The following is a 20,884-nucleotide window of genomic DNA, read 5'->3' on the forward strand; positions in this document are numbered from 1 at the left end:
CGACTACGTCTAAAGTCTGTTTCCCCAGCACTCGCGTGTACTTCTAACCCGTTGGCTGTTCCCTTTGGCAACCCATGCTCGAAAGTAGCAGATTCGAGGCGGCTCATGGATCGAAGGAAGTTCTCATATGCGAGGGTGATTGATCTGCGAGCGCGCTGGGGGCGTCCCGAAGAGTCCAATTCCCCAAATCCCTAATTCAGAAGGGAGGGATAACCTTGAAATTATTCGTCGGTATTGACGTTAGCTCTGAAGACTTAAAAGTCTGCGCCATGAACATCGTTGGTGACACACTGGATTCCTTCACAGTCACGAATAACCACGATGGGGCTTCCCGTTTGCGGGACAAGCTTCTGTCCCTAGCAGATAAGGAAAAATCCAAGGAAATCCACGTCGGACTTGAATCCACATCCGTGTACAGTTGGCATCCCGCCATGTTTTTGCACGAAGATAACTCGTTACAAAAACGCGGCACCAAAGTGTTTACCATCAATCCCAAGCTCATTAGTAAGTTCAGGGAGGCTTACCCCGACCTGGACAAGACCGATTATATTGATGCCTGGATTATCGCTGACCGGCTGCGTTTCGGACGACTGCCGATGACCGTGGTACTGCAAGAACAATACATTGCTTTACAGCGCCTTACTCGCATGAGATTTCATCTCGTGCATAATCTGACGCGTGAAAAGCAGTACTTTTTGCAACACCTGTTCTTCAAATGCAGCGCTTTTACCAGCGAGGTGGAAAGCGATGTCTTCGGTCATGCCATCACCGAGTTGTTGCTGGAGCAGTATAGTCTTGATGAAATCGGATCCATGGAACTGGCGGATCTTGCAGATTACCTAAAAGAGAAAGGCAAGAATCGTTTCCCTAATCCGGAGAAGGTCGCCAAGTGCATTCAGAAGGCCGCCCGTTCCTCATACCGCCTCTCCAAATGTGTAGAGGATACGATTGACATCCTGCTTGCTACTTCCATCGAGTCTATACGAACTATCAAGCAACAGATCAAACAGATTGACCAAGCTATCGCGCGACTGCTGGACGGCATCCCGAACACGCTGGAGACCATTCCCGGCATTGGACGCGTTTACTGCGCCGGCATTCTTGCCGAGATCGGCGACATTCACCGGTTTAAAGACCAAGCCGCCGTTGCAAAGTATGCGGGTCTCACGTGGCGTAAACACCAATCCGGTAAATTTGAAGCCGAAGATACTAAGCGAATCAAATCTGGTAACCGGTTCCTCCGCTATTACCTTGTTGAAGCCGCCAACTCGGTAAAACGACATGATCCAGAATTTCAGAATTACTACCAGAAGAAATTCGCTGAGGTGCCAAAGCACCAACATAAAAGAGCCCTCGTCTTAACCGCAAGAAAACTTGTACGTCTGGTCGATGTGCTGCTACGCAACGACCAAATCTACACGCCTAGAAGGAAGGTGAATACGGAGAAGCAATAATCGCCTCCTTATCATCCTTTGGTAACAGTTCCAGTTCGAGGAACAAACTCAGACTGGGTTTCTTTAGTGCTGTCTTTTTCACTGACTCACGGTAATTTGGTCCAACAAAATTTCCATTTTTCGAGTTTCAGGAACTTGACATATTACCGTTGGACTGGACTAATGATACTTTTCCGCAATAAGCCTTATATCGGTGATACTGCTTCCTTAAGTCTAAATTGACCTATAATAGGGTGATAGTCGGATTGTGCTCATTAATTGCCTAAAACTACGATTTGCTTACGAAAAATGAGAAGATATAAAGATCCTTCGATGAAAGGGAAACTAAAATGATTTTCAATTCTGAAGCACCCAACTCTGCTCTAAATCATCTTCTAGAATTAATTTCACAGTTTTCATTTACGCATGGAACCTTTGAGACCAACATTTCCTTTCTTTCTTTGCTGAGAGAGGTTAAGCCCACTGTCGTCGAACATGGATTTCTTAATCCTCAAATATGTATCCTGATCCAAGGCAATAAAAAACTCAACATAGGTCAAAAATCGATTGAATTGGGAGCAGGGGACTATATTGCTTCAAGTATTGACATGCCTATTAGCGGACAGGTTTCAAAAGCTTCAAAGGAAACACCTTATACGTCCATTAAGATTACATTTACTTCAGAGGAAATCGCATCCGTGGTATTAGAAGCTAATATTAAACCAAGAGAAGAGAATCAACTAAGAGAGGGAGCATGCACTGGCAAAGTAGGGCGTGAAGTACTTTTGGTGCTCGAAAGGCTACTTCATCTCTGCGCTGATTCTCAAGCCGCTGCCTTTCTCACTCCAGCGGTGAAACGAGAGATCATCTATCGCCTTCTAACTGGAGAAGATGGGGCAATGTTTTATAATAATATGCTCTTACATCATGAAGCTTCAGGTATCAGTAAAGCCATCCACTATGTTAAAGCTAATTTTGAGCGCTCGCTTACAGTTGATGAGATCGCCCGTGTAGGCACCATGAGTGTTTCCACTTTACATCACAAATTTAAGGCAGTAACCACATTGAGTCCCCTACAATATCAAAAGCAACTTAGGCTTCAAGAAGCACGAAGCATCCTTTTAAGCGGTGGAGTTGATGTGACCAGAGCTGCCTTTCAGGTCGGCTATGCAAGCGTGACGCAATTTAATCGCGAATACAAAAGACTTTTCGGTTTACCGCCCCTAAAAGATATTCAAGCTATTCGAACAAGACCAAATTAATGTAAAGCAACAACTCGTGTTTGAGGTGAGTCCGATTTCAAGGGCGTCGTATCAGGGATAATACGCCTGGCCATGGGCAATTTTTCGGAGATTCGGTATTACGGCTATCCCATGTCCCGAAGCTATAAGAATTGGACTGATCTCGTTCGTATATGTGTCAAATGAATAGCTTTGCAGTTTGATATTGCACTAACGGGTGCGAATATGCAATAAGCGACGTTTTAAATTTCGCATAAATCACAATCATTCATGCATGAGTATGCGCGTTTGATCATCAATTGCCGCGGGCCAGACAATTGCTCAGTCCACAGCTTTATTTTCTTGCGGCCAACGATATCAGGTAAGATTGACTAAAGGAATTCGTTACCTCTATTGGCTTGCTTGCGGGCTCTGAACGAAGTAATGGGGGAAACAACGGAATCCAAGTATCTTGTTTGATAATGGAGAGGCATCTAGTTGTAGATAAAGGCATACAACTCCGTTCCCCTCCGGGGCACCGTCAGCCACGCGACCCCTTCCGTGAAACGGCACCCTCAGCACCACCAACAGTTCCGCCGTTGAGGGCTCTTGGCCTGTTGTTTACAAACAAAGGGGGCTCCCCTAGAGGTAGCCCCTGTTTAAGTAACCAGTTATCTGATTCTCTATAACGAAGCGTGAAGAGAAATATTTCTCGTTGGACAATGGGATTGATCGGTCAGGGACGAATGTCGGTAATTGGTGTGGCGTAAGTGTTTCGGGATACGCTGATTCGTGGTGCAGGGCGAGATCGAGGCCCATAATCTCCTTTTCTTTGGAAACCCGCAGGCCCATCACGACATCCACCACCCACAGGAGAACAAGCGTCCCCAAACCGGAGAAGACCCACGTAGCAACAACGCCGATAAGTTGAAGGAGCAACTGGTGCGGGTTACCGTGGAACAGGCCGTTCGATCCGCTTGCGTTGACGGCGGTCGTCGCGAACAAACCGGTTGCCAGTGCTCCCCATGTTCCACCGATGCCATGGCCACCGAAAGCGTCTAGCGCGTCATCATATCCGAGTTTAGCCTTCATAAACGTTGAAGCCAGGTAGCAGATGGCGCCTCCAAGTAAGCCAAGGACAATTGAGCTCCCGGGAGATACGAACCCGGCTGCAGGCGTGACGGCGACCAAGCCAGCAACTGCACCCGCACATGCCCCGACCAATGACACATGGCCTGTGCGAATTTTTTCCGCGATCATCCAACCAACTGCCGCCGCTGCAGTCGCTGTATTGGTCGTGAGGAACGCAACAGCGGATAACGCATTTGCACCAAGCGCACTTCCGGCATTGAAACCAAACCAACCAAACCAGAGCAGCGCTGTCCCTAGCAACACAAAGGGAACGTTGTGCGCTTGAACCGGAACCGTGTTCCGCACGCCTGCCAAGATAGATGGCCGAGACTAGGCCGGCAACCCCGGAGGAAATGTGGACGACCGTACCGCCGGCGAAATCCAGCACACCTAAGCTGTGAAGCCAGCCGCCTGCACCCCAAACCCAGTGCGCGAGCGGATCGTAAATGATGGTTGACCACAGAATGATAAAAACGACAAATGACGCAAACTTTACGCGTTCGGCAAGGCCGCCAACGATGAGTGCAGGCGTGATGATGGCGAACATCATCTGGAAAATCCCGAACACCATGCTTGGGATGGTACCAGCGTAATCACTGTCCGGCTGTGCGCCGACGCCATTCATCATGAACCACTGAAGCCCACCGACAATGTGGTGAACATCCGGACCAAACGCCAAGCTATAGCCAATGATGACCCACTGTAACGAGACAATCAGGATGACCGCAACGACTTGTAGCATCGTCGTGATCACGTTTTTACCGCGAACGAGACCCCCGTAAAAGAACGCCAATCCCGGTGTCATCAAGAGAACGAGTGCCGACGAAGCCAAAATCCAGGACGTGTCACCGGTGTCGACTCTGGTCGTTGTGGCAGCAAAGCTTACACACGGAACAAAAATCACGGCGATAATAGAAGACAAAAGTAGCCGTAATCTCCATTTGAAGATGTTCGTCATTACTCCACCTCCATTTTTGCAGAATTTTTGTATAAAACATACGTGTAACTCAGAAGTTCGTCAAGAACTTATGTTAGATTTTATTACACAATCGGAAAATGTACGTTTGACGCGGTGTCACGGTTCGCTCGGGTCGTTTCATTTTTCTCACGAACATTCGGGGAATGATTCTCCTGCATAACCTCATATCGACATGAAAAACCTAGGTAAAAGTCGTGGCTACAACTTACGGTTGTGACGGTTAGGAGGTAAGTAATGCGTCGACGGCAGAGATTGGCATCTTTGCTCACCGCGTCCCTTATCATGGGCTTAGCGGGATGTGCAGATAACAGCACGAACCTAACGGATAACCCGGATCACGCACAAGGTGCTGCTGACTCGTATGGTGCATTTGGTGGAGATACACGGACATCGTTAAGAGACACGCATCATGACAAAGCTGGGCTCGCGTTGCAGAAACCTCATCAGGCGAATATTCCAGCCACTTCGGCCATCGGAGCCTTGCAGAAGAGCAACACACTATATAACTTGACCATGACCGGAGAAGATACAGGATATCGTTGGGGATTTGTCAACGGTGTTTTTACCATGCAGAGGACGATGGACGGGGGAGCACAGTGGTTCCCGATCACGCTCCCAACACCGTGGACCCTCGCACAGTTATCCGCGGGGAGTGGTCAATTGGAGAATCCGGGTGTAGAAGTTGTTGACCCGGAATCGGTATACGTGTTCGGCCTTATCGGAAAAAATCTGCTAGCCCTTCACACGTCCGACGGAGGACATCACTGGTCCACCAAATCTTTGTCTCTGGATCAGAGTGGTATGCAGATCGAAAGCGTCAACATGGTTGGCAATCAGCACGGTTGGATATTACTTCGTGGCGGGACCAAACCGTCATTCTATCGGTTAGAAAATAACGCAACGGAATTCTATCCGCTAAAAGTTCAAAACGGGGGTACACGGACTACGGGACTACCAGCAAGTGCACAGGCAGTTGTACGTTTCACGAACTCAAACGACGGCTGGCTGGTGGCCACGACAAGTGACGGGCTCCTTCATTTTTACATGAGTCACAACGGTGGAGACACATGGGCTGGGAAAACACTGCCACCGCCTCAAGGGCTGAAAGGATGGAAGGCCGTTCGTGTGTTCCAGCCCGTCATCCTGGAAAAGGAAGGGTCATTCCTGGTTCGATATGAACGAATCACGAATGGAAAGGCACAAATGAGGATTGGAACATTCCGGTCAATTGACGGAGGAGCCCATTTCAAATCTTGGTTCTCAGACGAATTGGATGATGCAACGGCGGACTACAGCGGAACTCCGGCACATTTTATCAACTCCGACTATGGCTGGACCATCAACGATCAGCGACTCATGGCAACGTGGGACGGCGGGTTCACCTGGCGAACCATCCATTCCTCGTCACTTGAATCCATTCTCCATGCGTATCCACGCGTTCTTTCCATGGACTTTATGTCTGATACGTTCGGCTGGATGTTGCTACAGACTGGCGACTACAAGCGGACCGCACTCGTCAAGGTCACAGTGAATGGAACATTTACGTGGGCTGATGCAAAGGTCATGGGTCCTTGAATAGGAATGGTGCGATGCAGGGTGCGGTGAAGGTTAGATTCCGTATACGGTACAGAGGACTGCCTGGCATAGGCAGTCCTTTTCCTATAGATGAATAGTAAGCAACTAATGGGAGTTTTTGTACTCTTCTAAATTTACATTATCCCATGCTGTAAGGGAAAACTCGCAACGATGATCAAGGAGGTGACACGATGCAAGACGAGCGAGCACGATTACTGGGTCCACATGAGGCGATGGAAGTACACGAGGCATTGAACTTTAAGACCATTTGTGCGGCAAAGAGCAAGGGAATGGCAGGAATGGTTGTCGATAGAGACCTGAAAGCCCTAATGGAGCAAGATTTACAACAATCCTTGAAACATATGAATGAACTGGAAAACTTACTATCAAGAGCAAAATTGCAATAGTCGGAGGTGAACGTGGATGAATCAGGGAATGGATTTAGATTTGCAAAACTTCACGAACATGATTGAATTGGCGGATCAATCGATCGCATTAGAGTTTTTGCTCACTGTGAAAAGCGGCATACGCAATTACGCGATTTCGTTGACTGAGATCGCAACGCCTGAAGCGAGAACCGTCATTCACAATCAACTAAACCAAGGTCTAGAGATGCACGGAAAGTTGAGCAAACTTATGGTCAGCAAAGGATGGCTACATCCATACGATCCAAATGAGCAGTTCCAGTTAGATATCAAATCGGCTCGAGTGACAGAGAAAGTTGCTAATATGCCGTTGTTCCACGACCGTGCTTCGATCATCGAAAAATTTGACACACCACAGAAATCGAACTGAGGAGAGAAGCATTTATGAAGGCGGTTACGTATCAGGGTGTGAAAAACGTGGAAGTAAAAGAGGTTCCAAATCCGGAGATTCGTAAGCCGGACGATATGATAGTCAAAGTGACCAGCACGGCCATCTGTGGTTCTGACTTACACTTAATTCACGGTATGATTCCCAACATGCCGAAGGATTTTGTCATTGGTCATGAACCGATGGGAATTGTCGAAGAAGTTGGACCAGAGGTAACCAATTTGAAAAAAGGGGATCGGGTGATCATCCCGTTTAACGTGGCGTGTGGTCAATGTTTCTATTGTACTCATGAGCTAGAAAGTCAATGTGAACGCGCGAACCCCTACGAAGACGTTGGCGGTTTTTTCGGCTACTCACATACAACGGGTGGATACGCGGGCGGGCAAGCTGAATACATGCGAGTGCCTTTCGCTAATTTTACCCATTTTCGGATCCCAGACGACTGTGAGGTCGAGGACGAAAGATTAGCACTCATCGCCGATGCAATGTCCACGGCTTATTGGACAGCGGACAATGCGGGTATCAAAGACGGTGACACAGTCATTGTTCTTGGATGTGGGCCTGTTGGACTACTGACGCAAAAATTCGCTTGGCTCAAAGGTGCTAAACGAGTTATTGCTGTCGATTACTTGGATTACCGCTTAGATCACGCAAAGCGTACCAACAATGTAGAAATTATTAATTTTGAACAACAGCAGGACACTGGTGTCTACTTGAATGAACTGACCAAGGGCGGTGCCGATGTAGTCATTGATTGCGTGGGGATGGACGGGAAAATGACACCCGTGGAAGTTCTGGAAACGGCATTAAAACTGCAAGGCGGATCGATGGGCGCTATTGAGATCGCAACTGAGGCCGTACGTAGAGGGGGAACAATTCAAATTACAGGTGTTTACGGTGCAAGATATAATGCCTTCCCACTTGGGCACTTGATGAACCGCAACATTAACATACGAACTGGGCAAGCCCCGGTTATTCACTACATGCCGTACATGTACCAGTTGATCACAGAGGGCAAAGTGGATCCCGGCGATGTCATCACACACACCATTCCTCTATCTGAGGCAGTACATGGATACGAGATATTTGACTCGAGAAGCGATGGGTGCATTAAGGTTGTCTTGAAGCCTTAACAATTTTCAGAAAACTGGGGTGTTATTGATGGCTGAACAAGGATTTGCGACGCATGAAACAATGGAAGTACACGAATTGCTGGTATTTAAGAACGTCTGTATGACGAAGTCAGTCACAATGCAGTCGCTGGTTAGTGATAATGAGTTGAATGGACTACTCGACACGTGTGCCCAAACGGACAAGAGACACATAGAGGACTTACAGGGCCTGCTATCTCAAGTCCAAGAGAACACGGCAGCTCAATAAAAGGAGGGACGACGATTGAATCCAATTCTCGAGAATCTCACTGGAACGGCTGGAATGACGGATCAAGTTGTCGCTACAGACTTACTTATCTCGGCCAAAACTGGTGTCCGCAACTACGCAATCGCTTTGACGGAAACTGCGTCGGACGAGGTCAGAACCGTACTTGAACAGCACCTTCAAGATGCTATTCGCACCCATGAACAAATCACAGCCTACATGATGAAACAAGGCTGGTACCACGCGTACAACGCTCCTGAACAAATTCAACTGGATATCGAAAATGCCCAGACAGCACTGAACATGCAGTGAGCCTTCGGGCGAAACTTTTCTAACAGCATAGCAATGCGAAAGCGGCAGTCTACATGTGACTGTCGTTTTTTGTTGTTTCAGGGGTTCGGTATATAGGAACCTTGAAAAATGGTTCATTGCAATCATCCGCTTGTCCATGCCGAAGCCGCAGTGTCCAGCATGTAATAGAGCAAGTCCGAACAAAAGGAGGTGACGAGACATGTCTCATAGTCATCAACATTATATCCGTGAACTCCTTCGCGACTTCAAGGAACTCGGCGTTCGAGTTGTCGTATTTCTCGATGGTTTCCATGTGGAAGGTCGGGTACGGCACGTGGGTAATGAATTTGTCGTATTGACAACGAATGTGGAAGTCGAGTCCAATTCCAGCGGCGTTCCCATCGAAAACCCGAACCGGATTTGGATCAAGATTAGTAAAATTCGTGCCGTCAGCGACGATCACGGTGCTTAAGAGTCACTTGCGGTGTTTAACATTGCTTTTGATGAAGCACAAGCATCCTGATACAGGATGGTAAATGTAAAAAAGCGCATGGAAAGCCGACCTATTTCGCAGGTCGGCTTTTTTCAGGACGCAGGTTCCCCAACTCGAATGTTACCTGCGAACCTGTCCCTTTAACGAGGACGGTCGGACACGCTCTCCAAATTTCCGTAATGGATGAGGGGAATTCCGTATTTATTAATCCAATAGGGGACTTTGTAATGACAAAATACCCCGAGTTCTTTTTCTCTCACCTCGGTCCACTCTGAAATTTGATATACATATTCATCGACGTGCCCCGGATGGCACATTAGTTCTGTCACCCCCGGCTGCAAGGATTTTAGGTGTTGTTTCAGTCTTGTACGTCCATCGTCTTCAAAATACACGTCCAATATGAATCGATCTGAACTTTTCGGATGTACTACACCAGTAATTGTAGGTTCCCAACCTACTTTCCTCATGGGCACGTTTTCCTCTCGAGCGAGTCTCACCATCGATTCATAGACGGCAGGAAATATTTGAATGTGCTGATGAGAGTCGAGATGAGTAGGGGTGATATGGTTCTCTAATAACTGGTTCCACTGTTTCTTGAGTTCAAACCAAACATCTCGCTTCTTCCACCTATCGGGTTTCCTCGAAAACTCACCTCGGTCATTCACAAGCGACGGAACTTCCTCCGGGGCCGATATGGGACTTCCATACGTGAGGTTAAAATGTAAACCCACGCCTAAGTTTGGTGTTGCCCGCGACATCTCAACGGCTCCCTGGAACCCGGGTAGATTCACCATCATCGTGGCACTTGAGACACTGCCCATTTCGTAGGCTTCAAGAATTCCTTGATTGACGCTGGGTGACAATCCAAAGTCGTCCGCGTTAATGATCAAATACTTTTCCACCTTGGTTCACCGCCGGGGACTAGTTTTCTTCAGTGTATGCGGCCGGTATTTCGTGCAGTGGGGACATACTACCGTGTCGTCGTACACAATCGGCGTGTACTTATAGAAAACAAAGACTTGGGGGGACAGGATGGGGTATTCAAGAGATGCAAATCTGGTAAGCATCGTTATTCCGGCATATAACAGCGCTTCGTATATCGGTGAATGTATAGATAGTTTGCTCACGCAAACGTATGCAGACATTGAGCTTGTCGTTGTTGACGACGGGTCGACGGATGAGACAGGCATAATCATGCAACGATATCGTTCTGACCATCGCGTCCTGTATGTCCGATTGCCGCGAAATGTTGGATTCTCCGGCGCGGTGACGACGGGGCTTTTTATGACAAAAGGTGAATTCATCGCCATGCAGGATTCGGACGACATATCCCATCCTAAGCGGATCGAAAAGCAGGTTCGCTTTTTGCGCGAACATCCGAATGTAGATCTCGTAGGGACGAATTATGCCACATTTCCAACTGGGGATTTCGGTAATCAAGAAGTCGCGAACTGGATCGGTTATGGCGGAGATATTGAGAAAATTTACCGTTCGGGCGGTCACTGCGTCTGTTATGGAACCATCTTGTTTCGAGCATATTGGTTCGACCGGTGCGGCGGGATGACGCGTAGAGTTGACGGGGCGGAAGACTATGAGTTCATAGTCAAATTTTTCGCTCAAGGTGCAAGAATCGAAAACATACCTAAGGTTCTTTACTACTATCGGGACCATCCGTTACAGCGATCGAAGGAGTTTTATCAATAGACAGAGGTGTGTTGGTATGGAATCCAACCTACGCGTGTTGATGATTTTAGATAGCTTTTTAGTGGGGGGGACCGAAACGCACGTATTCACCCTGACTCGAGAGCTGTTGAAACAGGGGGTACACGTGGTCGTTCTCGGTGACGATGGGCCTTTGCACCAGCTGTTCCTGGAACTTGGATGCCCTGTGTATGTACTGGATTTTGATCAGGAGAATCGAGCCCAGATCAACAGTGACCTGAATCAAATTGTCAACAATGAAGGAATTAATCTGATCCACGCACACCAGACCGGATGCGCTCCTTTTGCGATCTCGTTAGCAAAAGACAAGGGTATTCCGTTTTTGTTCAGTGTTCATGGATCGTATTACAAAATTTCGACGCTGGCTGATATGGCCGAACAGGCGGCATTTATCAGTGTCAGTCCCGCAATACAGAATTGGTTGTGGAAGCATCGGATTCCTTCCATCCTGATTCCCAATGGCATCGATACGGATTATTACCGCCTGCAGCCCATCGACGTAAACTTGTGCAGGGAATACGGGATACCCACGAATGTACCGATAGTTGTCTATGCGGGGAGGTTGTCTTGGGAAAAGGCGGATATCGCTGAAGAAGTGATCCAAGCGTGCGCCTACCTCAGAGAACGCGAAGGATTTCCCAATCTACATTTACTCATTGTCGGTGACGGATGGCACTCAGATGGGATTCGCGCGTTAGCCACACGAAGAAACGAACTCGCGGGCACAGATTTTATTCACTTGGCTGGGTCAATGCGCGATGTGCGTCCGTTCTATGCTCTGGGCGACTGTGTGGTTGGAACTGGCCGCGTTGCACTGGAGGCCATGTCATGTAAACGACCAGTTGTTGCGGTGGGATCCCGTGGATTTTTCGGTTTAGTCACGCCGGATGTGTACATTAAGGCGTGGTATTACTACTTTGGTGATCACAAACGACTATATGCCCGTTCAAGTGACATGTTGGCCAACGAAATCAAGAATACCATCTTGAGCTCCGAGAGAGCGCGCCGAAGTTGGGGGACCCAGGGCCGAAGGTTCGTTAAATACTTTTTCGACATCCGGTCAGTTACCGTTGATTTGCTGCATCTATATAAACTCCTATACAACAAATCGGGATCCGCGCGGTAAGGATTTAGGGCGATCGGAGGAGACTTGAGGCTTTCATATCAAGACAAATTGAGGGATCACGATGGGGAATGATAGACCTGGGAAACTCTGTTTTGAGAAATACCAGTATAGAGATAGAGATATTGAGCTCATCTGTTCCGAGTACAGATTAGGTGAACCCACCATCATTCATCGAGATATTGGTGGTGGGTTCAACGCAAACGTGAAAGTCGAGACGCTAACCGGCATATATGTCATTCGATTTTTATCCAAGTGTACAACAAGTGAGCACATCTCCTATGAGAACGAGGTTCTAAAAATGCTAAAGCGGTCAGGCGTTCCTGTCGTCATACCACTTCGCAACCGGCGGGGGCGAAGCACCTCAAAACTCCATGGGCACTTCGTTCAAGTCACTCCGTTCATCGATGCGATCGCGTTCGATGTATCACCAGAGCAAGTTTGGTCAAGTGGGCATACATTCCGCCGATTTCACAAGATTCTCGAGGGGTTTAAAGACGGCCCCGTTCCACTTTGGTCACACTACCCCTCGAAACGAATATTGCGAACGGGTTTATCTCGCTTGCAAGAACTGCAGGACGAACTGTCGTTGGAGCGGTTATCAGAGGTACGGCGGATCTATGAAGTGATTCGTCATGGGTGGAAGAAAGGCACCTATCGGAACCCTTTATCGACAACCATTATCCACGGAGATTGGCATTTCTGGAACCAGTTATACACAGAAGACGGAGATGTCTGCTGTGTCCTAGACCTGGATTTCATTCAACGAGCAGAGCGCGTTCAAGATCTCGGGTACACACTTTGGAACATTTTCGCTATCTTTTCGACCGATTCCGGAGTGGACATTTGTCATAACTTCTTGAATGGGTATGGGAAATTGCCGCGTGACGAAGTCAAGATGCTGCCCCTTGCTGTGGCCAAATCCGCTTTGTTTTTCATTTGTAGCACCGCTTTTCGCAAGAATGTTGTCTCGAAGTTTAATTTTCATTTTGATCGGCAACTTCCCATCATTGAGTGGATGTTGTCTTCAGAGGGACAAGACACCATTGAGGAAATGTGCACCACCGAATAAAACGAGTGAGGGGAATTAAATGTATGATTATCAGTATCTGAGAGATAACTACCCATTAATTGGCGAAGGGCGCCAGGGAAAGGTGTTTCAAATCTCCCCCGACAGGTGTTTAAAGTACTATGATGATCCGAAACACGCGGTACGGGAGCGCGCATCTTATGAAGCTGGACAGGGATCGCCAATCATCCCCAAGCTGTATGAGGGTGGACCGAATTATATCATTATCGAGTACCTTCAAGCACCTTCATTACAGCAGTATTTACTTGGGCCTGGTCGAATGAGTAAATCGTTAGCCAAACAAATTTTGAGTGCATTGAAAGAAATGGAACGTTTAGGATTTACAAGAATTGATGTGGCGCCGTTTCATCTGTTCGTCATGGAAGACAAGAAAGTCAAAATTATCGATCTAGTCAACGCGTTCCACAAAACTTCTCCTGTACCCTATGTACTTTTAAGTGGACTGCATAGCATCGGTTTTTTGGAAACGTTTTATGGGCATGTTCAAAACTTGGACGCCAAGACGGCTGCGAAGTGGGCAGAGGTTGTTGACGATCTAGTTCGCTAGACCATTCAGGAACGTATGTAGAACAATCCTCTCGACGTTCTCATCAACACAGGATTCATGAATAGTAGAAGGGATGAGTTGTTACGCAGAAGCTTATAACCACGGTTTTACTAACCTCGGTTCTTATCCTGACCGGGTGTGCCGCAACAAAATCTGTCCCACTTACGAAGTCGAACCAGACAGCAGACGCGACCGACAGCTCCGTCAGTCCAGCTTGGAAGCGGATGACCGAGAACCCTCCAGCGCATGTTGTCATTGTTGTGGAGGAAAATCATTCTTATTCAGAGATTGCTGGGAATCCTAATGCCCCCTTCATCAACTCACTCATGCACCGAGGGGCGAATTTTACATCATATCACGGGGTTCAGCATCCAAGTCAGCCCAACTACCTTGATTTGTTTTCAGGGGCGAATCAAGGTGTGACGAATGATTCGTGTCCACACACGTTTTCTGCGCCAAATTTGGCCAGTGAACTGTTTAAAAAGCATTTGACTTTTGCCGGGTACGCCGAAGACCTCCCATCAACTGGGTATGTCGGTTGCACAAGTGGCGGGGTCTTCGGGGTTGGAACGAATTATGCCCGAAAGCACTGCCCATGGGTCGATTTCTCCAATGTTCCTGCGACTAGTAGTAAGCCTTTCACCAGTTTTCCCAAAGACTACAACACGTTGCCAACGATCTCAATCGTTATTCCAAATCTGCAGAACGACATGCATAGCGGGTCCGTGCAAGCTGCGGATAATTGGCTTCGCAGGAACATACGTCCTTACACAGAATGGGCCAAAGCACACAACAGCTTGCTCATCGTCACATGGGACGAAGATGACCAGTCTGCGGACAATGTCATACCCACGTTGTATGTGGGACCCATGGTGAAGACGGGAACCTATCGACAGAGCTTAAATCATTTCAATACGCTTCGGACCATCGAAGATTTGTACGGACTTTCCCATCTGGGGAAAAGTAGGACCGAATTACCGATTTCGTATATTTGGACGTAGGACACAGTTAGAATGAATGGAAGATACATAGAAAACTAAAAATACAGTAGATTACAACAGTGTTCAATGTGAGAGAAAGTACTAGACAATTTCTTTCTTTGCATATATATACGTTATATATGTATTTTATACAGAAACGCTGTAGCCGAGAAAGAGGGGGCAAACACATGAGTAAATTGTTCAATTTGGCTGCGACAGCAACGGCTATTCTCTTGATGGCTTCAGTGGCTGGGTGTGGAACGACCACGCCGGCATCGAATAAGACAGGCGGAAATACAGGGAATTCGAAATCAACGACAAGCCAGTCTCCTATCGAAGGGGGCAGTCTCAATATCGACATGGGGCAGAATATCCAGACGCTCGATCCGGCCGTGACGGATGATCTGACCTCTGATGAACTCATTACAGAGATGTATGATCCACTGGTGACCTATGATGGATCAACAAATACACTGGTCGGCGACATGGCCGAAAAGTGGACCGTTTCACCTGATGGTAAGACGTACACGTTTACTCTGCGGAAAGGTATAACCTTTTGGAATGGAGACCCAGTGACAGCAAACAGTTATATCGCGGAATTCGAGCGTGTACTGACGAAGAAGCTGGCTTCTCCTGCATCGGCACGTCTGTATCCGATTGTTGAAGGTTCCACCGCCTTTTACAAAGGTCAAGCGAAGACTATCAGCGGTGTGACGGCCCCGGATCCATACACGTTGCAAATCAAGCTCGTAAAACCGGAATCATTCTTTTTGCAGTTATTGGCTGAGCCGGCATTTGTAGCAGTGGATCCAAAGTGGATAAGCTCGGTGGGGAATGCCAACTTTGCGACGTCAAAGCCAATGGGCACGGGCGCATTTGAGTTGAAGAGCACAGACGGTACGACAGAAGTGCTGACGAAAAACCAACACTATTTTCTAAAAGACAGTCACGGCAATCAGCTTCCGTACCTCGATCAGGTGACATTCTCTTACAATAAGAACACCGAGGTCGATGCGATGAAGTTCCAACAGGGGTCAGAGCCATTTTTGGCCTTCAATACGCAGGGTATCCCGGTGTCGTCATACCACATGTTCATGGCCAATCCTAAATTGAAGCAGGACGTAACTACGGCGACAACAGGCGATATGTGGTACATCGGGCTAAATGTCACCCAGGCGCCGTTCACCAACGTGAAAGTACGCCAAGCAGTCGAGTATGCTATCAACAAGCCATTTCTTGTAAAGCTGTTAAATAACATGGATACGGTTGCTAATCAACCTGTACCACCGGACGCGTTCGGATACATGAAGCAGCTGCCGGCATCCATTGATTACACGTACAACCCAGAGAAGGCGAAGCAACTTCTTGCATCGTCAGGTCTGTCACTGCCAATTCATGCAAAATTCTACTCAAGTAATGATGCTACGACGCAGAAAGTAGTTGAGGAAATTCAGAACGAATTGAAGGCCGTCGGGATCGACTTGACCGTGCAGCCGCTCAGTTGGAGTGCGTTTTTATCTGGGAACGGCCAGGGGACGCAACCGAGTTTCCTAATCGACTGGAACCAAAGTTTCCCGGATGCATTCGACTTTTTGAATACGCTGTTCAATACGACTGAGCAGCCAATCAATAATTCGGAAATGTATTCGAACAAACAAGTGGATCAGTGGTTGAATGAAGCTCAGACGGAAACGGATCCGCAAAAACGGTTTGATCTGTATAAGAAAGTGACCGTTCAAGCCATGGAGGATGCTTCGGTCGTTCCAGTCTATTACGGTAAGTACACGTTTGCCATTCAACCGTGGGTGCACGGGTATTATATTAATTCAAACCTTGAGGAAGACCCGCTCACACATATTTGGGTGGACCCAGGCCACTAACCACTAACCACTAACGTCGGCAGGCTGTCATTAGAAGGGAATAGGTTAATATAGGGGATACGGGCCGACTTTGCCGTGATTCAATCACACGCGAAGTCGGCCTTATCTTACCGTCACATGACCAAATTGGAATTCTCCTCATGGTTCTGAGCGACATCTTGCGTAATACTGCTCATTTGAATCAAGCATCGCTCTACAATTCGAGCATCATTTGGATAGAACATATGTGCAGAATTTTCAAGCCAAACCAAATGTTTTCCCTTCGGGGCAATGAGCTTGTCGTAGTATCTCTTAGTAGACAGGCCCGGCACAGCATGATCGTGCCGTCCATGAAAGAAGTAAACAGGAATGCTTACGACTGGAACCGATTCCGCGAAATCAATCTTCAAAAAATCTAGAACCATCTGGTCTGTGTACGAGTTTTTTGTTTTCGTAAAAATTCTCAGTACATCACGGATAGAGTAATCCGGTGACGACAGCAGCGTTTTTGGATACTGTTTCAAAATGGGTGCCTTGATATGTTCGTCTTCGTAGACAAACGCACCCTGCATAAAGTTCCATTTCCTGAGCGTCAGCCATGTTTTCACGTCTCGATATGGTGGGCACCCCATGTCGACGAGCTCGCTCGTCGCCTTTCGATTGCCTTTTTCCTTTGCCTGATGGAGATTCCAATCGTAGCAAATTTGATCACTTTCACTCCAATTGACGATTTGCGCCATGGCTGCGTAGGCATGGAATTTCTCCGGATAACGTGACGCGAGGGTAAGGCCGATAACGGTACCCCACGAGAGCCCCGCAAGATAGATTTTTTCCTGGTGGAAACGATTCCTGAGGTGATCGACTAATTCATTTGCGTCCGATACAAACTGCTCTAAGTTCATCGTGTCAGATGGAATGTCGGTATGAAATGATCTTCCTGTTCCACGTTGGTCCCAGAACACCAGCACATAATGTTTCATCAACTCGAAAGTTGTTGTCGCATATGCGTAGTCCACTCCTCGAAAGCTAACTCCGGGCGCTGGCATGCCGGGCCCGCCATGAAGCAACAGGAGGACGGGTTTACTCGAGTCGTGCGCTTGAATGAGGACGGCCTGCTCAATCCCCCCAATTGTCACGGTTTTCACCGTGCTGATGCCGTGCGGCGAATGTCGCGGTACAGAACGTTTTAACACGGCTTGCTGAACGAAACGCCTGTACGTGAGAAGTGTGATGATGACCAACAAGAACATGGCAAAAATCCAATAGAAAATGATCAATTGAATCCTCCTAGTGACAATCCATGGCGTTGCTGTGGGTCATGCTCCAAGCCCCTGTAGGAAATAGGCCACGTGCGTAGATAGCCGCTGTTCGATTTGACTGGTATCCTGATTTGCGAATTTTAACATGTTGTATTCGGTTGCCATGGCAAACACGCCATATTGATACTCTGAGGCTAAGATAGCTGGGTCATGTGATGGAATTGACCCCAAGCGAATCATGGTTTCGAAGGCTGCCTCTAGGAAAGCCAAGGTGCCTTGAATGATGTCTTGCAGCAATATCTCACGCGCACGACGATCACGATATTGTTCAACGTTCATAATTCTCCAAATCTTACCCATGAGCGGATCGTTAATCAGTGTCATGTAGAGGTGGGTGCCGTACTCGAGAAACTCTGCTGGGGTCATGGTTGTGAGGATTCGTTCAAGATGTTCAGTCGGTGGCGTGAGCTTTTTGTACCCAGCGCGAAACAGAACAAAAATCGTATCCAGAATGTCATCTTTGTTGCGAAAGTGATTGTAAAGAGAGCTCTCTCTGATTCCCACGTCCCGCGTGATATCGCGTATAGACACAGCGCTGAAACCCTTCGTGGAAAAGAGGTCGATGGCAACGGTTAGGATTTTCTCCTTGGTGGGATTAATGGGCGTAGCTAGACCAAGATCACTCAAGTTGACAAATGCCAAAATGACCAACTCCAGGCTTTGATGTTCTGAACGGATATTAACTAACGTTCGTTAGTTTGTCAAGACGTGTTTGGCGGCAAGCATACGTGGTGGATGGGATGACGAGCGAGTGCTCAAGCGGGACCGATGGCGGAATCTTCCGCCATCAGATTCATCCTGTTGATGTCGGGGAGGTTATTTACCAAACCTCCCCGCTTGGTAATCCTCAAATGCTTCCCTGATTTGTTCTTTTGTGTTCATGACAAAGGGACCATATGCGACGACGGGCTGGTGTAGGGGGCGACCCGCATACAATAACACGCGAAGCCGTTCTTTCGCACGGATGGTAATGGCACTGGGCTTGTCTTCCTCTGCAGAACCCAACCAGAGACCAGTCCCTTTGGTTCCCTCAACGTGATTCGAACCAAATGTACCGCTCCCGTCAAGAACGTAGAGGAAGCCGTTGTAGTCGCCAGGTAGGTCCTGTGAAACTGAGTAACCTGGTTCGACGTTGATTTCGACCATCGTCACGGGAACGTAGTTTTGGGTGGGTGCCGCAACACCAGCCGAGGACCCGGAGAAGACGCGAATGGCGACACCTTCTTCTTGTCGGAGTGGCATATCCTGCCCACGCATGTTTTGGTACCTTGGCTCGGTCATTTTATCGTCCCGGGGGAGGTTGACCCATAGTTGTAGACTATGCACCGGTGAATCCTTCGCTGCGTCCTCTTTGTGGATCACCCCTCGGCCTGCTGTCATCCATTGAACGTCACCTGGCAGGAGCGTTCCCTCGCCAAACTTATTATCGTAATGCGTCAGTTTGCCAGAGATGACATATGTGACGGTTTCGATTCCGCGATGTGGATGGAAGTCAAATGTTCCTTCCTCAAACCAATCTTCTGCAAGAAACAGAAACGGATCATGTCGGGCCCATTGTCCGGGTTCCAGGACCATTCCGACCGTATGAATGGGACTTGCTTGTTCTGGGTGAACAGTCCACGAGCGACTGATCTCCCGTTCGACAATATTGTTCTCAGCCATGTCTGACAACCTCTCTCTATTTAACATCTCTATCCTGATGTAAACATAACACACTTACTAAATAAATGTTAGTTGTAATTTGACAGTTTATGATGCGAGTACAGGACGACTCATTCCATGCGGGGGATAGGATGAATACGAAGAAGTGAGATATCCACAGTTTATCCCCAAGCAAATGTGTATATGTAGTGTTCATTTTTATTATCCACACATTTATACACATACAATCGGTGTTATGCACAAGCTTGTCAACAACCTTATCCACAACGTGCCAACGGCTACTGCTATGTTTCGATCAACGGTGGTGATAGAGCGTACACTGCCGAGATCGAGCGGGGAACCTCATCTAAATTCACGGGATCACATGCGCTACTTGCACCGGAGTGGTAGGTGGTAGGTGGTGAATAGAAAAAGTAGAATAAGTTGTTGTTTCCAAGAAGTCTTGGCTTATGGCGATAGCAAATGAGAAGAACTAGAGTACTGATTGGTATCAAATCTATCTTGCGTAAACATTTACTGATAGACCTGTTTCCTGAGGTGAATCGCGTGCTTGAGAACCAGAAGGATAAGGCTGCAACATAGTCACCGAGGACGGCTTGTTATGGCGGCATTTGGACGAACAGATTACTCAGTCCAGAGGAATGGCCATGAATGTGAGACTTAGTTGGCACTTTCCAAGTTCCCTGCTTGTATCCCGAATTTTTTGCGAATCCAAGCCACCAGACCTGTTAGCAAGGGCAACCCAAGTCCAATGGCAGGTGCCACGTAGATATAGATAGAGCCAAGGAAGTGGTAAACCTCTTCCCGAGAGGCTTGCATAAGACTGAGACTCATGCCAGCCGTGAGTAGCGTAACGGGAATTGTATAGGTATTGATCCGCTTTGCATTGAGCAGCTTCGATATTCCTTTGACAGCGGCGAATGTGAACATGGCAATTCGAAAGAAACTGCCGATGGTCCACAGTAACACACCAATGATGTCCAAACGCTCAATCACGTTGCTGATTCGTATGTACTGAATCTCAGTATAGGTTGGGAAGGCTAAATTCTTGGCAAGCTCTTCACCGAAGACCATCACTGGGCCAGTGACAGGGGATAGAAACATGACAAACAGGATGGTGACGAGAATAACGGACTGTTTCGGAAGCTGACTCGGTGCAGCCGCGTGTTCGGAAATCGTACTGAACACAACAAGCTCGGAAAACATGGCGACAAAGACCAACGTACCCATTAAAACTGGGCCCAACCCTCGGTCACAAGGCGACACCACA

The 20,884-nt window shown here is 47.8% G+C and carries 20 protein-coding genes and 1 pseudogene; 15 read left to right on the top strand and 6 right to left on the bottom strand.

Features of this window, described 5'->3' with window-relative positions; translation table 11 throughout:
- The first annotated feature begins 215 nt into the window (after positions 1 to 215).
- Together NZD86_RS23410 and NZD86_RS23415 are read left to right on the top strand one after the other, a co-directional pair.
- Positions 216 to 1,454 carry an IS110 family RNA-guided transposase gene (locus NZD86_RS23410; RefSeq protein ID WP_268044126.1) on the top strand — a complete coding sequence of 413 codons (1,239 nt, stop codon included), beginning with the start codon at positions 216 to 218 and terminating at the stop codon, positions 1,452 to 1,454.
- Between the two features lie 329 nt (positions 1,455 to 1,783).
- Positions 1,784 to 2,695, top strand: a complete 912-nt coding sequence (locus tag NZD86_RS23415; RefSeq protein ID WP_268047102.1) for an AraC family transcriptional regulator — start codon at positions 1,784 to 1,786, stop codon at positions 2,693 to 2,695.
- A gap of 600 nt (positions 2,696 to 3,295) precedes the next feature.
- Here the strand turns inward: NZD86_RS23415 and NZD86_RS24870 are convergent.
- Positions 3,296 to 4,742, bottom strand: a pseudogene (locus tag NZD86_RS24870) (ammonium transporter).
- Between the two features lie 255 nt (positions 4,743 to 4,997).
- On the opposite strand from NZD86_RS24870, the gene NZD86_RS23425 reads away from it, so the two are divergent.
- The 7 genes from NZD86_RS23425 (at position 4,998) to NZD86_RS23455 (ending at position 9,291) form a co-directional block, all read left to right on the top strand.
- Positions 4,998 to 6,338 carry a WD40/YVTN/BNR-like repeat-containing protein gene (locus tag NZD86_RS23425; protein ID WP_268047103.1) on the top strand — a complete coding sequence of 447 codons (1,341 nt, stop codon included), beginning with the start codon at positions 4,998 to 5,000 and terminating at the stop codon, positions 6,336 to 6,338.
- A 191-nt stretch (positions 6,339 to 6,529) separates the two neighbouring features.
- Positions 6,530 to 6,745, top strand: a complete 216-nt coding sequence (locus tag NZD86_RS23430; protein WP_268047104.1) for a spore coat protein — start codon at positions 6,530 to 6,532, stop codon at positions 6,743 to 6,745.
- 16 nt (positions 6,746 to 6,761) lie between these two features.
- Positions 6,762 to 7,133, top strand: a complete 372-nt coding sequence (locus NZD86_RS23435) for a spore coat protein (RefSeq protein ID WP_268047105.1) — start codon at positions 6,762 to 6,764, stop codon at positions 7,131 to 7,133.
- Positions 7,134 to 7,147: 14 nt separating this feature from the next.
- Positions 7,148 to 8,284, top strand: coding sequence for a zinc-dependent alcohol dehydrogenase (locus NZD86_RS23440; protein WP_268047106.1), 1,137 nt, complete (start codon positions 7,148 to 7,150; stop codon positions 8,282 to 8,284).
- A gap of 28 nt (positions 8,285 to 8,312) precedes the next feature.
- Positions 8,313 to 8,531: a hypothetical protein gene (locus NZD86_RS23445; RefSeq protein WP_268047107.1), complete on the top strand. Its 219-nt coding sequence runs from the start codon at positions 8,313 to 8,315 to the stop codon at positions 8,529 to 8,531.
- 15 nt (positions 8,532 to 8,546) lie between these two features.
- A complete protein-coding gene (locus NZD86_RS23450; protein ID WP_268047108.1) occupies positions 8,547 to 8,840 on the top strand; it encodes a spore coat protein in 294 nt (97 codons plus the stop codon).
- A gap of 199 nt (positions 8,841 to 9,039) precedes the next feature.
- Positions 9,040 to 9,291, top strand: a complete 252-nt coding sequence (locus NZD86_RS23455) for a hypothetical protein (protein WP_268047109.1) — start codon at positions 9,040 to 9,042, stop codon at positions 9,289 to 9,291.
- Positions 9,292 to 9,452: 161 nt separating this feature from the next.
- Here NZD86_RS23455 and NZD86_RS23460 read toward each other — a convergent pair whose 3' ends face one another.
- Positions 9,453 to 10,202 (bottom strand): carbohydrate deacetylase, encoded by a 750-nt coding sequence (locus tag NZD86_RS23460; RefSeq protein ID WP_268047110.1) that lies wholly within the window; start codon positions 10,200 to 10,202, stop codon positions 9,453 to 9,455.
- A 142-nt stretch (positions 10,203 to 10,344) separates the two neighbouring features.
- Here NZD86_RS23460 and NZD86_RS23465 point away from each other — a divergent pair, with 142 nt between their 5' ends.
- The 6 genes from NZD86_RS23465 to NZD86_RS23490 all read left to right on the top strand — a co-directional run bounded on the left by NZD86_RS23465 (position 10,345) and on the right by NZD86_RS23490 (position 16,654).
- On the top strand, positions 10,345 to 11,016 hold the full coding sequence (locus tag NZD86_RS23465) for a glycosyltransferase family 2 protein (protein ID WP_268047111.1): 672 nt from the start codon (positions 10,345 to 10,347) through the stop codon (positions 11,014 to 11,016).
- Between the two features lie 16 nt (positions 11,017 to 11,032).
- Complete coding sequence (locus NZD86_RS23470; RefSeq protein WP_268047112.1) at positions 11,033 to 12,160, top strand: glycosyltransferase; 1,128 nt, start codon at positions 11,033 to 11,035, stop codon at positions 12,158 to 12,160.
- A gap of 61 nt (positions 12,161 to 12,221) precedes the next feature.
- A complete protein-coding gene (locus NZD86_RS23475) occupies positions 12,222 to 13,229 on the top strand; it encodes a phosphotransferase enzyme family protein (protein ID WP_268047049.1) in 1,008 nt (335 codons plus the stop codon).
- A 19-nt stretch (positions 13,230 to 13,248) separates the two neighbouring features.
- Complete coding sequence (locus NZD86_RS23480) at positions 13,249 to 13,794, top strand: serine/threonine-protein kinase (RefSeq protein WP_268047051.1); 546 nt, start codon at positions 13,249 to 13,251, stop codon at positions 13,792 to 13,794.
- 224 nt (positions 13,795 to 14,018) lie between these two features.
- A complete protein-coding gene (locus NZD86_RS23485; protein WP_268047053.1) occupies positions 14,019 to 14,795 on the top strand; it encodes an alkaline phosphatase family protein in 777 nt (258 codons plus the stop codon).
- A 167-nt stretch (positions 14,796 to 14,962) separates the two neighbouring features.
- The gene (locus NZD86_RS23490) at positions 14,963 to 16,654 is read left to right on the top strand and encodes an ABC transporter substrate-binding protein (protein WP_268047055.1); all 1,692 of its coding nucleotides are present in this window, start codon (positions 14,963 to 14,965) and stop codon (positions 16,652 to 16,654) included.
- A gap of 113 nt (positions 16,655 to 16,767) precedes the next feature.
- Here the strand turns inward: NZD86_RS23490 and NZD86_RS23495 are convergent, their stop codons facing one another.
- The 4 genes from NZD86_RS23495 to NZD86_RS23510 all read right to left on the bottom strand — a co-directional run bounded on the left by NZD86_RS23495 (position 16,768) and on the right by NZD86_RS23510 (position 20,844).
- The gene (locus tag NZD86_RS23495) at positions 16,768 to 17,910 is read right to left on the bottom strand and encodes an alpha/beta fold hydrolase (RefSeq protein WP_268047056.1); all 1,143 of its coding nucleotides are present in this window, start codon (positions 17,908 to 17,910) and stop codon (positions 16,768 to 16,770) included.
- Between the two features lie 39 nt (positions 17,911 to 17,949).
- Entirely contained in the window at positions 17,950 to 18,594 is a 645-nt protein-coding gene (locus NZD86_RS23500) for a TetR/AcrR family transcriptional regulator (RefSeq protein ID WP_268047057.1), read from the bottom strand.
- A 174-nt stretch (positions 18,595 to 18,768) separates the two neighbouring features.
- Positions 18,769 to 19,614 (bottom strand): pirin family protein, encoded by an 846-nt coding sequence (locus tag NZD86_RS23505; protein ID WP_268047059.1) that lies wholly within the window; start codon positions 19,612 to 19,614, stop codon positions 18,769 to 18,771.
- A 660-nt stretch (positions 19,615 to 20,274) separates the two neighbouring features.
- On the bottom strand, positions 20,275 to 20,844 hold the full coding sequence (locus tag NZD86_RS23510; RefSeq protein ID WP_268047060.1) for a GerAB/ArcD/ProY family transporter: 570 nt from the start codon (positions 20,842 to 20,844) through the stop codon (positions 20,275 to 20,277).
- Between the last annotated feature and the right edge of the window lie 40 nt (positions 20,845 to 20,884).

Origin of the sequence: Alicyclobacillus dauci (assembly GCF_026651605.1) — a bacterium.
GTDB lineage: Bacteria > Bacillota > Bacilli > Alicyclobacillales > Alicyclobacillaceae > Alicyclobacillus > Alicyclobacillus dauci.

Bases quoted from the DNA above. Each gene is read 5' to 3' on its own strand.
- NZD86_RS23415 (WP_268047102.1), top strand. From the start codon at position 1,784: ATGATTTTCAATTCTGAAGCACCCAACTCTGCTCTAAATCATCTTCTA.
- NZD86_RS23425 (WP_268047103.1), top strand. From the start codon at position 4,998: ATGCGTCGACGGCAGAGATTGGCATCTTTGCTCACCGCGTCCCTTATC.
- NZD86_RS23430 (WP_268047104.1), top strand. From the start codon at position 6,530: ATGCAAGACGAGCGAGCACGATTACTGGGTCCACATGAGGCGATGGAA.
- NZD86_RS23435 (WP_268047105.1), top strand. From the start codon at position 6,762: ATGAATCAGGGAATGGATTTAGATTTGCAAAACTTCACGAACATGATT.
- NZD86_RS23440 (WP_268047106.1), top strand. From the start codon at position 7,148: ATGAAGGCGGTTACGTATCAGGGTGTGAAAAACGTGGAAGTAAAAGAG.
- NZD86_RS23445 (WP_268047107.1), top strand. From the start codon at position 8,313: ATGGCTGAACAAGGATTTGCGACGCATGAAACAATGGAAGTACACGAA.
- NZD86_RS23455 (WP_268047109.1), top strand. From the start codon at position 9,040: ATGTCTCATAGTCATCAACATTATATCCGTGAACTCCTTCGCGACTTC.
- NZD86_RS23465 (WP_268047111.1), top strand. From the start codon at position 10,345: ATGGGGTATTCAAGAGATGCAAATCTGGTAAGCATCGTTATTCCGGCA.
- NZD86_RS23470 (WP_268047112.1), top strand. From the start codon at position 11,033: ATGGAATCCAACCTACGCGTGTTGATGATTTTAGATAGCTTTTTAGTG.
- NZD86_RS23475 (WP_268047049.1), top strand. From the start codon at position 12,222: ATGGGGAATGATAGACCTGGGAAACTCTGTTTTGAGAAATACCAGTAT.
- NZD86_RS23480 (WP_268047051.1), top strand. From the start codon at position 13,249: ATGTATGATTATCAGTATCTGAGAGATAACTACCCATTAATTGGCGAA.
- NZD86_RS23485 (WP_268047053.1), top strand. From the start codon at position 14,019: ATGACCGAGAACCCTCCAGCGCATGTTGTCATTGTTGTGGAGGAAAAT.
- NZD86_RS23490 (WP_268047055.1), top strand. From the start codon at position 14,963: ATGAGTAAATTGTTCAATTTGGCTGCGACAGCAACGGCTATTCTCTTG.
- NZD86_RS23505 (WP_268047059.1), bottom strand. From the start codon at position 19,614: ATGGCTGAGAACAATATTGTCGAACGGGAGATCAGTCGCTCGTGGACT.
- NZD86_RS23510 (WP_268047060.1), bottom strand. From the start codon at position 20,844: ATGGGTACGTTGGTCTTTGTCGCCATGTTTTCCGAGCTTGTTGTGTTC.